Consider the following 12751-nt stretch of genomic DNA (forward strand, 5'->3'; position numbering starts at 1 on the left):
ACGCCGCTACTTTGAGCTGATCCGGACGGGGGATGAGCGGGTCCGCTGCGGTAGAGCGGGTCGGTGTGTCGCTCAGCTGCGGGTCGGTGTGGTTCATCGACGCTGGTCGCGTGCCTATGCTCGAGAAGCCGATCTCGCGACGGTACCTGACCCACAACGATCGGATCGAGATCGCCGACGGCCTGGCGCAGGGTGTGCCGGTCAAGACGATCGCCGCGCGGATCGGGAAGAGTCACCAGACGATCTATCTGGAGATCGCGCGCAATCGTAAGCCTGATGGACGGTATCAGCCGTGGTACGCGCACAACCAAGCTTACCTGCGCCGTCAGCGGCCCAAACCTCGACGGTTCACTATGGACGCCGAGTTGCGCACGGTTGTGGCCGCAAAGCTGGCCCGGCACTGGTCACCAGGCCAGATCAGCCGATGGTTACGACGACGATTCCCGCGCCGTATCGGCTGGCACGTCTGCACCGAGACGATCTACGAGAGCGTCTATCGAGGGCTGATCACCGCTGTCAGCGTGGCGAACCTGCGTACCGGTCGCACCTACCGGCACCGACGAGGCCGCGGCCGGTCCCGTGACGGCGCGCTGAAGCAGTCGACGAAGATGCGGTCGATTCACACCAGGCCGGCACGCGTGCAGTCCCGCCAACAAACCGGGCACCGGGAAGGAGACTTGCTCGTCGGCGCCGGTCAGCGGTCTGCGATCGCAACACTGGTGGAACGCAAGACGCGGTTCGCTGTGCTGGTCCGGCTCGAGCGCGACCACTCCGCCTCCTCGGTCAGAGACGCGCTCATTAACGCCTTCCGAGCTCTGCCGTTCGGGCTGCGGCGGAGTCTGACTTGGGATCAGGGCAACGAGATGTTCCACCACGAGCGGATCGAGAAGATTACCGGCATGCGGATCTACTTTGCCGACCCGCACTCGCCGTGGCAGCGCGGTAGCAACGAGAACGTCAACGGCCTGCTGCGCCAGTATTTGCCGAAGGGGACAAACCTCAATGCCTGGTCGAGCAAGCAGCTCGACCAGGTCGCAGCCGAGCTCAACAACCGACCACGCCGCTGTCTCGGCGACAGGACCCCGCAACAGCTCATGCAACAATGGCACCAGCGTAAAGCCGCAACACTGATTCGCAACGTTCGTTAGAAACCGACCAGCATCAACCGGACGCGTCTGCCACAGCACGATTTCGCCCGACATCACATCGGCGATCTGAGAGATCAACCCGGGTGACACATCGGCGCCATACACCTCGAGCAGATGTTCCTTGATACCCCGCGTCGTCATACCCCGCGCATACAACGACAGGATCATACCATCGATACACCCCAAGCGGCGCGCGCGTTTCGACACTATTTTCGGCTCAAAAGTACCCTCACAATCACGCGGAACATTCAGCTGCACCGGACCGGAATTGGTGGTCACAGTCTTTCCGCTGGCGCCATTACGAGAATTCCCCGAACCCCAGCCGGTCACGTCACCCTTCTCATACCCCAAATGGCCGTCTAGTTCGACCTGCGAGCCCGATCCAGCATCGCCTTGGTCATTTGGTTGAACAAGCCCTCGGCCCATCCAGACCCATTCGCGACGTCTCAGCGTCCTTGACCAGCGACTCGATCGCCGCCGGCGACAACACCTCCGCCAGACGCCGCACCGCCGCCTCCCGCTCCTCGGCCACCGCGATCTCCTCGACCACGCCGACCGATTCGCCCTCCACGTTCTCGCTCACTCAGAGTATCCATTCCTGGCAGGCCGAACCCCGTCCGACCGCCGGTCAGGTCACCCGCTTACGCAGAAGATCAAACACCCCCCGGCAAGGTAGGCAAAGCGGACCAGCACGAGCCACGATCATGCCGGATAGTAACCAGTCACACACCGATACCTGCTGACCCGCACGAACGTATTTCCCGGCACGTACAACCGCCTACGCCGTGGAGATGAGGTTCTCGATCGCCGGCCCACTCTCCGACGGGATCGGACAACGGCATAGGCGGCAGTTCATCCACAGCCGAGCTCGCCCGGCCAAGTTCACTGCTTGTCACCCCGAGGCTCCGGGTCTTCCGGACTGGGCTTGGCCATGAAATCGCCCATGAAAAGATCCACGTAGATACCGAACAGTCGACGCAGCACCGCCGCAAGCGAAATAACCAAGTGGACCAGCAGGCCGACACACACCCCGGATGCGATGTGGCCGGCCACCCCGTCCACGGTCAACACCGGCCACGACGCCATCAACGCCAGCCCCAGCGCCAACAGCATCGCTATCGCCGACACGTGCAGCGCACCCACTGCCGACGAGGCCACCAACTCCTTTAATCCGGAACGAACTTTGTACTCCGCCACCTCTTGGATCTTGATCCGCAAATTCGCCAGGAACACAAACGTGGACAGCATCGCGCCCACCAACAGCGACGTCGCCGACAACAACTGCGCGATCCCGCCCAACTGAAGCCCCAGCACTACGAACAGCGCAAATCCCACCGTTGGCATGCCATACAGCAACGCCCGCTCGGCCCAGGTCAACCGGTCGCTGTCCGGGCCTCGCATCGCACGACTGTTGTAGAGAAAGATCGGCCACGGGTTGAATCTACGCAACTTGTCCATGCCCGAGTCACTCCTCTAATCAGAGATTCTCGGACGCCAGTTCGGTGCCACGTCCACGTTCAACAACCGCAACGAATCCAGTGCAGCCGGGAGCACCTCTTGGACGAATTCTGCCGCGGACAAGCGCTCCTCGGTGTCGATCGCGTAGGTGAATTTCGGCCAAGAAGACCGCACATCGATCTTGCGCTCCTTGCCGTCGCACACCGTAATGATCCGCTCCTCGTCGAAGTCCTCATCGTCGAAGTCACGCAGCCCCACCAGCCCCACCAACTGAGGTCGGCGAGGCTCCAGCCCGATCATCGCGCGCAACGCGTCCACGACCCGTGCCTTGACCTGCGATCCGTCCTCAAGGTCCAGGTGCAGCCGTGAACGGCGAACGTTTTCCGTCGTGAACCGGGTCCGATCGGGCGACTGTGATGACTGCACGAGTTCCACACCGGTCACCCCTACCGAATCGTCCTCCAAGAATTCACTCCACGCTTTGGCGTCCACGGTGTCAGACGTGACCCGCAAGAACACTCCGAGATCACGCAGCCGGAAGTTCAGCTGACGCAAGGTCGCCGGCGTCATGTGCGAACGACCCTTGACCTCGGTTATCAGCAGACCCGCGTGGCCGTAGGGCGGGATGATCAACAGCGAGTAAAAATCGCTGAGCACCGCGTCACTCTGCCCGATTTGTCGAGGATCTTCCTCCGGTGCATTCGCGTCGACGTCGATAACCTCCCGCGGTTCCCCGTACTCACCACCCTTGACGTTCAGCAAGATGCCCCACGCGTCCTGCCGCACCTGCGAGATCCGGGTGTAGTGCTGTCGGGTTTCATCCTTCTCACCGCGAACCATGGCATCGCGGGCCGCCTGCAGCGCGGCCGGATACAAACCGCCGACAGACTCCGGCTCAGTCATCGCTATACGATCACTCAGCCTCCTCGGCGGAGTGATGTACAGCTCAGCCACCCGGTAGCCGTAAGTCGCCATATTCCCACCCTCTGTTGCGTTACGTAAACACAAAGGGTTACCCGGGTTGGTGCACTCAGTCAAGATTCACATCCGCAGAAAAACATGTCATCTGGATATTCGAACACACGTTCTATAGCGAGTCAAGCGAACTTCGCTCATTTAGCCCAATCGTGCGGATACTGCAGGAAACTCGAACTTGAGCCACGAGAGGATGGCAATCGGATCAGCACTGTCATCCGGCGTCCGACGCCGACTGCCTGATCAGACCGGCCCTCTTCGTCGTGGTCCCTCGTGGTGCGATGTTTGGTCACTGAATCCACCCCAAGATCGCGAATACACCCAATAATCAGCGGCTGCCCGACGCCCTTGTTACGAAATCCGAAGGGCACAACCCTCATCCGATGCGAGGTTCGCTTTCGACTCCGTTCTCACACAACGGAAGGCTAAACATTCCATGACCAGACCCGAGGTCGGATCCTGCTGGCGATACACGCGTCCGACGTCACTACGTCCATCCGCCTACGGCCCGTGACGTCTCTTCGGGCTTGTCACGGCTGTCGGAATCCTCCTTGTGACGGTCTATGCCTTCGACGAGACGCGGCATCTTCTGACCAGAACCTGGGACACGGGAGCCGGCTTCGTCGCCGACACAGTCGCCGAATTGGCCGGGACAGCCGAGCCGGAGGATGCACTGGGCCTTGCGGACGCCTTGACGAGCCTGTCCCGTCGGCTCTGGCTCACCTACACCCACCCCGCCAGCGCCGCAGACAGCCTCGACGTCAACACCGAGGGATGGCGACGGCAAGGCGAGCGCGACGCCTTCGGCAAAGTCATCGACGCGCTCACGAACCCCAACCTGCCGCAAAACGGATACCTGGTCCAGTCCTACATCCGCGCGGAAGAGGCCGCCCACCACGTAGGACGCGCACTCCACCGACTCGGCGACACGGCACCGACCGAGCACGTAGTCGCGGACGTCCGCAGCGAACTCGACGTCGTCGAACACGCCGAACGCGGAGACCTGTCCGGACGCGCGAAACAAGCCGTGTGCCTCACCCGCGCCGACGCCTCTCCGCTCCAGATCAACGCCGCCGACGACCTCTTCCGCGAACACCCGACCGGAACCGACAAGCTCTTCACCCACTTCGACCCGGCCGCGGCGGCAGTACCCGCAGCACACCGGCTCCAAGCCGCCGCCGATGTCGCCGCCGCAGCAGCAGCCGAATGCGAACCCACCGACGTCGTGCGGGAAGCAGACGGCATCGAAGCGCTCGCCGTCGAAACACCCACGCACGTCCTCGAACGACTCGGAGACGGAGAAACACCACGCGAGGTCGTCCTCGACCTGATCCGAACCGCGCTGACCGCCGCCGAAGGCCGTATCGCCGACCCCGACACCCTCCCTGACCTCATCGCAGAGGCCATCGCATGAAACAAGCAGCGCCGACCCGGTGAACACGACCCGCTCGCCGCCAGCCAACCCCGCATCAGGAGCTGATCACGCCGGACCGTCGCTGCGACGAAACACCGGGTCACAGCTGCAGCGACGAGTCCTGGCACGGTACAGGCGGGTACTCCATCTCACCGGAAAATAGCCGCGCTGCGACATTCACGCGGCACATGCATCCGTCAGTTTGTTCCGTCCTGATGGACCGTCGCGAAGAACTCCTCGACGATGACCCGTTGCTGATCCGGCCCGACGTCCGAGAGTTCAAGGACATGATTTCCGATGGTCACGCTGACCCGCCGTCCGCGCCCACGCGCGATCCACGCTTTGACGAGCTGCATGATCTCCTTCAGCGCAGTGCTGAGAACAGCTGAACCGGCCAGCGAAACGACGATGCTTCCGACAGTCGTGGCTCACCTTTGGCACCGGCGGGCGCTTGGCCCTCGCGCGCCAACTGAGCGTCAAAGTCGGCGGCCAAGAATTCGCAACGGAGAGCACCGGTCAGTCGTTCAAGTTCCTCGAGGTCGCTGCCATCGACGCTCGCCACCATCGTTGCCCGCATGCGCACACCTTTCCGGCCAAGAACACCCAGGATGCCACAAGGCGTGATCATAGTTCTTGTACGATGACCGCCATCGACCGGAGTCAAACCGGAAGGATGGACGAACAGTGGGGGAAGGTTTGCACTCATCGTCACGACCGATTCCTACACCGATGGAACCTTCTGCCAGCTGGAATCCCCGAAGGCGGACGCTGACGCTCTTGAGTCCATTCAAGAAGATCCGCAGGTCGGTGATTACAAGGTTTCCTCACTTCACAACAAAGACACTTACGAAGTTCGTATCGCGATCAACAGATTCTTCGCGGAATCCGCCCCCGACGATGTCAGTCTTCCGTACATTTCTGGCCATGGAGTCAAGGACGACGACGGCCACCTGCACTTCGTCATGCGGAATTCCGACGCACGATGGTTCCCCTCTACCGCGATCGACGGGGATTGGGTTCGCCAGCAGATGGATGCCAGCAGGTGCCGTCGCATCGTGGTACTCCTCGACTGCTGCTACGCAGGTGCATTTCTGGCCAACGCCCGCCCCAAAGCCGACGACCAGGTCCACGCGGACCGTATCTGGACCTGGCACCGTCGCATGGCCGGTGACGGCACGTGGGACACCGTGTTGCAGCGGCTGCTGACCGCTGCGGGTGCGGCCGGGAGGGTGGATTGGGCGGTGTCGGTGGATTCCACGATCGCGCGGGCGCATCAGCACGCCACCACCATCAGGCGTGTCACAGGGGGCTGGGTCGAACTACACGGATCTGCTCGCCGAGCCGCCTGATCATGCGATCGGCCGCTCGCGCGGCGGCTGGAGCACGAAGGTCCACCATCTCGTCGATGGGAACGGCCGACCACTGGTGACGTTGGTCGGTCCCGGGCAGGCCGACGACGCACCTGATGCGGCACCTGCGGATCCGTCGGGCTGGGCGTGGGTCGGGCACGTACTCGTCCCGACCGTGTCCGCGGCGACAAGGCCTACTCCTCGCGAGCGATCCGCGGGCACCTGCGCACCCGCGGCATCACCGCCGTCATCCCCGAACCTGCCGATCAGGTCGGGCACCGCACACGCCGGGGTTCACGCGGCGGCCGCCCACCAGCGTTCGATGTCCTCGACTACCGCAGCCGCAACGTCGTCGAGCGCGGCTTCAAACTGCTCAAACAATGGCGTGGCTTGGCCACCCGCTTCGACAAGCCGGCCATCGTCTACCGCTCCGCCGTACTCCTCCACGCCGTGATCACCTGGACCAAGGCTTTGTCAGACGTGGTCTGGGCGGCAGCGCACGGCCGGGCGGTCCGGGCCCTGGCGCCGGGGGTAGTGGTGCCGGTGAGGAAGGCGGGTCTGCGGGCTCGGCCGGGCGCGGGGCGGCTGGTGCGCGGGGCGGTTCCGGGATGGGCGGTATGGGCGCCGCCGGCGGCAAGGGCAAGGGCAAGGGCGAGGACGACAAGAACCACCAGCGCAAGTACGGGGTGGACGACGATTCCGCGTTCAGCCTGACCGACGACGACGGTGGCAGGCTGCTGGATCCCCGAACCGGACTACCGCCGACGCCGCCGACCATCGGCGGCTGAGGTACACCGCGATGACCATCATCGACAAGCCGGTGCGGATGCCCCGGCCCGTGTTCCTCGTGTCCTGGGAGCTGGCCGGGCTCAGCGAACTCCCCGTCGTCGTCGACCCGGATCAGACCTACCGGACCGACGAAGCCACCGCCGCATTGCGGCGGCGTGCGCTCGAACTGCTTGCCCACCTCGGCCTGGCCGACTCCGGCGGCGCGCTCATTCCCGAGTATCAGGCCACGCTCGCGGTACTCGCCACGGCTCGGCGCGAGGTGTACTCCTGGAGCAACCTCCGCCGCGAGGACGGGCCCGCCGCCGCGATCCTGACCGCCGAGCACGGACGGGATGGCGTGCGGCTGATCACCGACCACCAGGTCATCCAACTCGACCCGATCCGGCCGCGTGACCTGGTCGGGAGCCTGGTGGACGCACTTCCGACCAGGCCCGCGGCCCGGATCACACCGTTGCGCGTGCCACAAGCCCACTACGACGACGCCGGTCGTGACTACCGCGCCGACGACCCGCTCACCGAGATCTCCGAGCAGGCCGACGAACTGCGTCGCCTGATGCGAGCCGACCGGGACGCGATCCACCAGCTCTACGCCGCGACTCGCCACGACCACGGACACCGCACGCGCTCCACACCGCTGTCCGCGATCGATCTGGCGCGTCATGGGCGGGTGCTGAGTTTCGTCAACGGCGGCTCGGACGGCGAGCCGCAAATCAACCTCTACCCCGGTCACCGAGCCCACCTCGTGGACGCACTCACTCTCACCTTCGACGCACTCGGATAGCGCCACCAGTTCCGGCAGGCGCGGAAACCGCGCCTGCCGGACTGCCCGGACGCCCGTCTGGACTGTCGCAGAGGGGTCCGCGACGGCGGAACGACCAAGACTCGCGGCGGCTCGTGCCCGACCGTCCTGCGGTCGTGTGCAGCAGTACCGGCCGGGACACCTACCCGTGTCCGTCCGGAGCAAATGTGGCGGCGAGATCCTCAATGAGCATGGCGGATTCGAGCGGCGTCTTGGCCACCTTCTCGAGTCGTTCGACGATGCCGCGGTATTCGCCGCCGTCATCAGGGACAAACGATCCAGCCCGGTGGTGGGAAAAATGCGCAACGGCCGCCGGGGGCGTGGCGAACAGGGTAAAAGGGCCGGACAGACCCGGGTGCCAGCCTGTGTTCTCCGGCACGATCCGCACAACGACCTCGCGCGAGGTCGCCACGACGTTGTCGAGGAACCCGAGCTGGCGACCCATGATCTCGGGCGTGCCCACGGGTTCGGTCAGCGCAGCGGTCCCGATGAACGCCGTGATCGGTTTCGCGCCGGGGCCGATGATGAGATTGCCGCTCTCCGCGCGGATCGTCGCCAGCTGATAGGCCTCCTTGTTGCTGAAACCCTGGGCCACGAGAACCGCTTTGGAGTAGTCCGGAATCTGCAGGACATCGGGTATCAGCAAGGGATGCCACACGCTGATCGACCTGGCCAACGCCGCACAATCACCAAGAGCCGCCAGATGATCCCGGGTGCTTTGATCGCCGAGGACGACCATGCCCGCGCCCGTGGTGCGCACCAGATGCATAATCCGCCGCTTCTGCTCGCCGACGACACCGAGCGCGCCCAGGATTCCGGCCACGTCCTCCACACGAGGTGTGCGCTGTCCGAGTTCCCAGTTCGACAGCAGGGCCGGATTCACCCCAACCCGCCGCCCCAGCTCCCGAAGCCCGAACCGTGCTTCCTCCCGAGCTGCGCGAAGCGCGATGCTCAGCAACAGATTCCGCGATGGCCCCGTCTTCTCACTACGCACGTCTCGCGCCCCGTCATTCATCACGGCTGTGCTGCTCATCATCGCCAGTCTGGCTGTTGCCGTCGTAAACCACGACACCGTCGTCGCCGATCCACCAGCTCACCACGACCTCCCCTGACGCACTCGCGGACGCAGACCCGGATGGTTCGGCAAGATCTCGTAGCCGTGACTGCGGCGATACTCCAGATCGCAGTACGGACACTGCGTCAGTGCGCCCTGCGCAGTCCGCTCACGCAGCGGCACGAACGCAGCTTCCGCCGCCTCGCCGCACAGCATCCTGACTTCCTCACCCGGCGTCGGGACCGCCGACAGCCATGTCAAGTGCCAAACACCGTCAACCACGGGCCGTACCGACACCGGATCGACGTAGATCAGCGCAGTCATCGCACCCCTGCGCTCAGCGAGGTCAGCAACTGCGTCCCGTTTACACCTACCGACAATCTTCCGAAGAGTGACCAAGACAAACACAACCAGTGACCATCGTGTGCCGGATGGACCACGCGTGAACTAAGGGGTGTCTCGTAACTGGCGTTGTGGTTGGTGGGCTGGTGTTGCGGTCAGCTGTCGAGGAGGATGTTGTGCAGGTTCGCGATGCCGGACACCGTGTCGGCGAGGGTGCTGGCGGCGCGGCGATCGTCGCGAAGGATCTTGAAGTTCTTCATCCGGGACAGAACATGCTCGACGCGAGCGCGGACCTTGCGGTGGGTGGCGTTGAGGTCGTCTTTCCATTCCGGCAACTCACTGCCGTCTCGCGGTGTGCGATACGGCATGACGACCTCGGGATTGCCTTGATCGCCGCCATCGGCCATGACCGGCCGATCGGCGAGTTTCCCGCGAGGCCGGAGTCGCGGTAGACGGTGCAGTCGTTGCGGCTGCCCGGCTGCGGGTCACCGATGGCGATCACCAGCCGGGTCTCGGCGTCGATGGCGACCTGCACATTCGTGGAGTAGCGGTAGTTCTTCGACGGTGTCGCCAGCCGGTGATCCCGCGTCGGGACCAGGGTGCCGTCCACGATCGCCATCGCGTCCACCCGCCGTTTCCGGACCGGCGCCAGGGCCAGCAGCGGCCCGATCGTGTCGATCACCCGGTGCGCCGCCGAATGCGACACCCCGGACAGCGGTCCGATCTGGCGCATCGTGAGGTTCGTCCGCCAATAGGTCGCTACCAGCAGCACCCGGTCTGCCAGCGGCAACGCCCACTGCCGGCCCGGGCGGCCGTCGGCGATCTCGTCTCCGCCCCGTTTGGCGACCAGCCGCACCAGCTTGCGGAACTGGCCCAGTTCGAGCCCGGTGAACGGGGCAATTCACTCCGGCCTCGACGCTGTGATCACCTGCACCACACCAACATGATCAACTACCAGCCCCGCCAGCCCGACACCGGGTTACGAGACATCCCTTAGCCCGAACAGTCCGTGCTTGGACTCCGTGTAGCCGCCGCCCGGCCCGCAGCCCTGCTAGAAAATTGATGATGACAGAGCCGCCTCGGTTCGACGCAAGCAGCCATGGTTTCGACACTTCGATCGTGCAGAACGTGCCAGTAAGGTTGATGTCCACCACCTCCCGGAAGGTTCGTAGCCGTGTCGCGAGATCTGTCGACTGGCGCTGTGCAGTGCCGGTGATTCCAGCGTTGGCGCACACGACGTCCAGATGGCCGAGTTGCGCGACGCCAGTGCGCACGATCGCGCTCATAGCTTCTATGTCCCGGATGTCGGATAGCTCTGCAACTATCCGCTGCCCAGTTGCACGTACGGGCCGCGCGGTGTCTTCCAGCTCTTTCGACTGCGCCGATATGTCGATCGCAATAACGTCTGCGCCTTCCTGAGCCAGTCGGACGGCGTTGCCGACGTTCGATAGTGCGCGTCGCGAGATGCACGGAGCTGCCGCCCTGGCCCTGAAGCGTGCGTCAGCCACGGCCGAGAACTACGGGCTGGCTGTCTCGGCGGGAAACTCCACGGTCATCTCTTCCCTGCTTACAGGCGAGGTGACCGCCTTCAACTCCACTACTCCAGGAACCTCCCTGAAGTCGCTGCCCAAGTTGGCGTCCATGAATTGGTCGAACACTCGGTCGGTGAAGAGCCGGCGACTCTTGATCTTTTTGGACCCGGGATCGAACTCGTACACCGCGAGGTACTGTCCAGTGACTCGCTCGCCTCCGGGAAGGTCGAACGAGACCCATGCCTCCCGGAACAGAGTGTTTGGTCCCGCACCATGACTGCGTCTTTTCGAGGCGACGCCGGTGGCGCTGCCGGAGCCTAACGCTCTGCGGTAATGCTCGCGAACGGCATCGAATCCCTCCGCCACCAACCCCGCTGCCGCAAACTCGTAGTGGGGCGAGGATGTCAAGGTAGCCATCGTCGCGTCGACGTCACCTGTCATTTCGCAGATGGCATGTTGCCTCAATAACTCCTCCATCTCCTCGATGGAGAGCTCTGAAATCATATTCGTGCTCCGTGTGCGGATCCCGGGTGCGAGTCGTTTTGCAGCGTCTGAGGCCCTGCGGCTTCGGCGAGAAGCGAGAATCGTGGTGGTGCCCGTCGGCGCGAACCTTCCGTTTGGACTGTAGGGAGAGGGCGCAGACGTTTGTCGCGTTGAAGCATCGACGTCACTCGACCAACGCTTGGTACACCAGATTGCGGAGTGCCACCCACAACGCCTCCGGCGGCGGGATTACGTGCATCATGAACAGCACGACCAGGTCCGCCTGTGGGTCGATCCAGAAGTTCGTACCGGCGGCACCGCCCCAGCCGTATTCGCCGAGGCTGGACAGCGAGTTGATTCCTACCGGATCCAGCAGCGGTGTCACGCCGAAACCGAACCCGCGTCCTTGGAGGTGAGCCCCGGTACGGGTCGGCGGGTGGGTGAACTCGGAAAGTAAGGCGCCGCCGGGCAAGTGATTCGCGGCGATTGAAGCGACGGTGCGCGGCGAGAGCACCCGTTGGCCGTCCAGTTCACCGCCATGAGCCAGCATTTGCGCGAATCGATAGTAGTCCGGGGCCGTTGACATCAGCCCGTGACCGCCGGCGACGAGCGTGGGCAACTCGCCGGCCGGCTCCTCGAAGTCGGGGAGGCGCAGCGTATCGCCGGTCGTCGCCTTCCGGAGATACAGCGCCGACAGTCGGTCTCGCTCTGGAATTCGGAATCCCGTATCGGGCATGCGCAGTGGGTCGAAGATACGTTGCTGCATGAACTGGTCCAGCGATGTCCCGCTGACGACCTCGATGACGCGCCCCAGGACGTCGGTGGCATGCGAGTAGTTGTAGGCGGACCCGGGCTCGAACAGCAGCGGCAACGCCGCCAGTCGTTCACACAGTTCGGCGAGCGTGTAGTCCTCGGGCTGCGCCAGCGCCGCGATCCCTGCTCGGCGGTAGGCGGCGTCGACTGCGTTGTCGGCCATGCCGGTTACCGTGAGGCCCGCCGTGTGCGTGAGCAGATGCGAGATGCGGATCGGTTCCGTCGCCGGAACTCTGCTGTCCGGCGGACTGTCGGCACCGAGGATCGTCATGTTCGCGAAGGACGGTATGTACTCCTCGACGGGGTCCGACAGCGAGAGCAGACCCTCCTCCCATAAGGTAAGCAACGCGACCGAGGTGACCGGCTTCGTCATCGAGTACAGCCGCCAGATGGTGTCCATCTCGACGGGCAGCCGCGCTTCCGCGTCGCGGAGACCGCGCCGGGAAACGTGGACGAGCTTTCCGTGTCGGGCGACCATCACGATCGAGCCCTTGTTCAGGTCACGCTCGACGCAGCCGTCGAGGTAGCGGTCTAGGCGCTTCAAGCGTGTTGCGTCGAAGCCAGCGGCAGACGGTTCGATCTCGGCCATGCTCGT

The 12751-nt window shown here is 64.1% G+C and carries 14 protein-coding genes and 3 pseudogenes; 6 read left to right on the top strand and 11 right to left on the bottom strand.

Features of this window, described 5'->3' with window-relative positions:
- Positions 1-86: 86 nt before the first annotated feature.
- Positions 87-1148, top strand: coding sequence for an IS30 family transposase (locus tag ABD793_RS18805; RefSeq protein ID WP_344861620.1), 1062 nt, complete (start codon positions 87-89; stop codon positions 1146-1148).
- A gap of 12 nt (positions 1149-1160) precedes the next feature.
- Here ABD793_RS18805 and ABD793_RS18810 read toward each other — a convergent pair.
- From ABD793_RS18810 to ABD793_RS18820, 3 genes and pseudogenes are all read right to left on the bottom strand, one after another.
- Positions 1161-1647 (bottom strand): annotated as a pseudogene (locus ABD793_RS18810) (transposase); the annotation flags it as partial.
- A 383-nt stretch (positions 1648-2030) separates the two neighbouring features.
- Complete coding sequence (locus tag ABD793_RS18815; RefSeq protein WP_344861622.1) at positions 2031-2606, bottom strand: hypothetical protein; 576 nt, start codon at positions 2604-2606, stop codon at positions 2031-2033.
- Positions 2607-2621: 15 nt separating this feature from the next.
- Positions 2622-3509 carry a hypothetical protein gene (locus ABD793_RS18820; protein ID WP_344861624.1) on the bottom strand — a complete coding sequence of 296 codons (888 nt, stop codon included), beginning with the start codon at positions 3507-3509 and terminating at the stop codon, positions 2622-2624.
- 625 nt (positions 3510-4134) lie between these two features.
- Here ABD793_RS18820 and ABD793_RS18825 point away from each other — a divergent pair.
- Positions 4135-4995, top strand: a complete 861-nt coding sequence (locus ABD793_RS18825) for a hypothetical protein (RefSeq protein WP_344861626.1) — start codon at positions 4135-4137, stop codon at positions 4993-4995.
- A gap of 197 nt (positions 4996-5192) precedes the next feature.
- Here the strand turns inward: ABD793_RS18825 and ABD793_RS18830 are convergent, their stop codons facing one another.
- Together ABD793_RS18830 and ABD793_RS18835 are read right to left on the bottom strand one after the other, a co-directional pair.
- Positions 5193-5351, bottom strand: coding sequence for a hypothetical protein (locus tag ABD793_RS18830; protein ID WP_344861628.1), 159 nt, complete (start codon positions 5349-5351; stop codon positions 5193-5195).
- 8 nt (positions 5352-5359) lie between these two features.
- Positions 5360-5572 carry a hypothetical protein gene (locus ABD793_RS18835; RefSeq protein WP_344861630.1) on the bottom strand — a complete coding sequence of 71 codons (213 nt, stop codon included), beginning with the start codon at positions 5570-5572 and terminating at the stop codon, positions 5360-5362.
- 169 nt (positions 5573-5741) lie between these two features.
- Between ABD793_RS18835 and ABD793_RS42725 the strand changes: the two genes are divergently transcribed.
- The 4 genes and pseudogenes from ABD793_RS42725 (at position 5742) to ABD793_RS18855 (ending at position 7914) form a co-directional block, all read left to right on the top strand.
- On the top strand, positions 5742-6344 hold the full coding sequence (locus ABD793_RS42725; RefSeq protein ID WP_425548723.1) for a caspase family protein: 603 nt from the start codon (positions 5742-5744) through the stop codon (positions 6342-6344).
- A gap of 147 nt (positions 6345-6491) precedes the next feature.
- Positions 6492-6737 (top strand): annotated as a pseudogene (locus ABD793_RS42730) (transposase); the annotation flags it as partial.
- A gap of 224 nt (positions 6738-6961) precedes the next feature.
- On the top strand, positions 6962-7132 hold the full coding sequence (locus ABD793_RS18850) for a hypothetical protein (protein WP_344861636.1): 171 nt from the start codon (positions 6962-6964) through the stop codon (positions 7130-7132).
- Positions 7133-7143: 11 nt separating this feature from the next.
- The gene (locus ABD793_RS18855) at positions 7144-7914 is read left to right on the top strand and encodes an ESX secretion-associated protein EspG (protein ID WP_344861638.1); all 771 of its coding nucleotides are present in this window, start codon (positions 7144-7146) and stop codon (positions 7912-7914) included.
- A gap of 160 nt (positions 7915-8074) precedes the next feature.
- On the opposite strand, the gene ABD793_RS18860 is transcribed toward ABD793_RS18855, so the two are convergent.
- The 6 genes and pseudogenes from ABD793_RS18860 to ABD793_RS18880 all read right to left on the bottom strand — a co-directional run bounded on the left by ABD793_RS18860 (position 8075) and on the right by ABD793_RS18880 (position 12745).
- A complete protein-coding gene (locus tag ABD793_RS18860) occupies positions 8075-8965 on the bottom strand; it encodes a helix-turn-helix domain-containing protein (RefSeq protein WP_344861640.1) in 891 nt (296 codons plus the stop codon).
- 60 nt (positions 8966-9025) lie between these two features.
- Positions 9026-9310: a hypothetical protein gene (locus ABD793_RS18865; protein ID WP_344861642.1), complete on the bottom strand. Its 285-nt coding sequence runs from the start codon at positions 9308-9310 to the stop codon at positions 9026-9028.
- Between the two features lie 173 nt (positions 9311-9483).
- A pseudogene (locus ABD793_RS18870) lies at positions 9484-10229 on the bottom strand (transposase family protein).
- A gap of 46 nt (positions 10230-10275) precedes the next feature.
- Positions 10276-10836 (bottom strand): SDR family NAD(P)-dependent oxidoreductase, encoded by a 561-nt coding sequence (locus tag ABD793_RS42735; protein ID WP_425548718.1) that lies wholly within the window; start codon positions 10834-10836, stop codon positions 10276-10278.
- A 9-nt stretch (positions 10837-10845) separates the two neighbouring features.
- Positions 10846-11364: a hypothetical protein gene (locus tag ABD793_RS18875; RefSeq protein ID WP_344861645.1), complete on the bottom strand. Its 519-nt coding sequence runs from the start codon at positions 11362-11364 to the stop codon at positions 10846-10848.
- 163 nt (positions 11365-11527) lie between these two features.
- A complete protein-coding gene (locus ABD793_RS18880; RefSeq protein WP_344861647.1) occupies positions 11528-12745 on the bottom strand; it encodes a serine hydrolase domain-containing protein in 1218 nt (405 codons plus the stop codon).
- Between the last annotated feature and the right edge of the window lie 6 nt (positions 12746-12751).

Origin of the sequence: Amycolatopsis ultiminotia (assembly GCF_039536925.1) — a bacterium.
In the GTDB taxonomy this organism is placed as follows: domain Bacteria; phylum Actinomycetota; class Actinomycetes; order Mycobacteriales; family Pseudonocardiaceae; genus Amycolatopsis; species Amycolatopsis ultiminotia.

Coding starts and splice junctions, on each gene's coding strand:
- ABD793_RS18815 (WP_344861622.1), bottom strand. CDS start 2,606: ATGGACAAGTTGCGTAGATTCAACCCGTGGCCGATCTTTCTCTACAAC.
- ABD793_RS18820 (WP_344861624.1), bottom strand. CDS start 3,509: ATGACTGAGCCGGAGTCTGTCGGCGGTTTGTATCCGGCCGCGCTGCAG.
- ABD793_RS18830 (WP_344861628.1), bottom strand. CDS start 5,351: ATGCAGCTCGTCAAAGCGTGGATCGCGCGTGGGCGCGGACGGCGGGTC.
- ABD793_RS18835 (WP_344861630.1), bottom strand. CDS start 5,572: ATGCGGGCAACGATGGTGGCGAGCGTCGATGGCAGCGACCTCGAGGAA.
- ABD793_RS18850 (WP_344861636.1), top strand. CDS start 6,962: ATGGGCGCCGCCGGCGGCAAGGGCAAGGGCAAGGGCGAGGACGACAAG.
- ABD793_RS18855 (WP_344861638.1), top strand. CDS start 7,144: ATGACCATCATCGACAAGCCGGTGCGGATGCCCCGGCCCGTGTTCCTC.
- ABD793_RS18860 (WP_344861640.1), bottom strand. CDS start 8,965: ATGAGCAGCACAGCCGTGATGAATGACGGGGCGCGAGACGTGCGTAGT.
- ABD793_RS18865 (WP_344861642.1), bottom strand. CDS start 9,310: ATGACTGCGCTGATCTACGTCGATCCGGTGTCGGTACGGCCCGTGGTT.
- ABD793_RS18875 (WP_344861645.1), bottom strand. CDS start 11,364: ATGATTTCAGAGCTCTCCATCGAGGAGATGGAGGAGTTATTGAGGCAA.
- ABD793_RS18880 (WP_344861647.1), bottom strand. CDS start 12,745: ATGGCCGAGATCGAACCGTCTGCCGCTGGCTTCGACGCAACACGCTTG.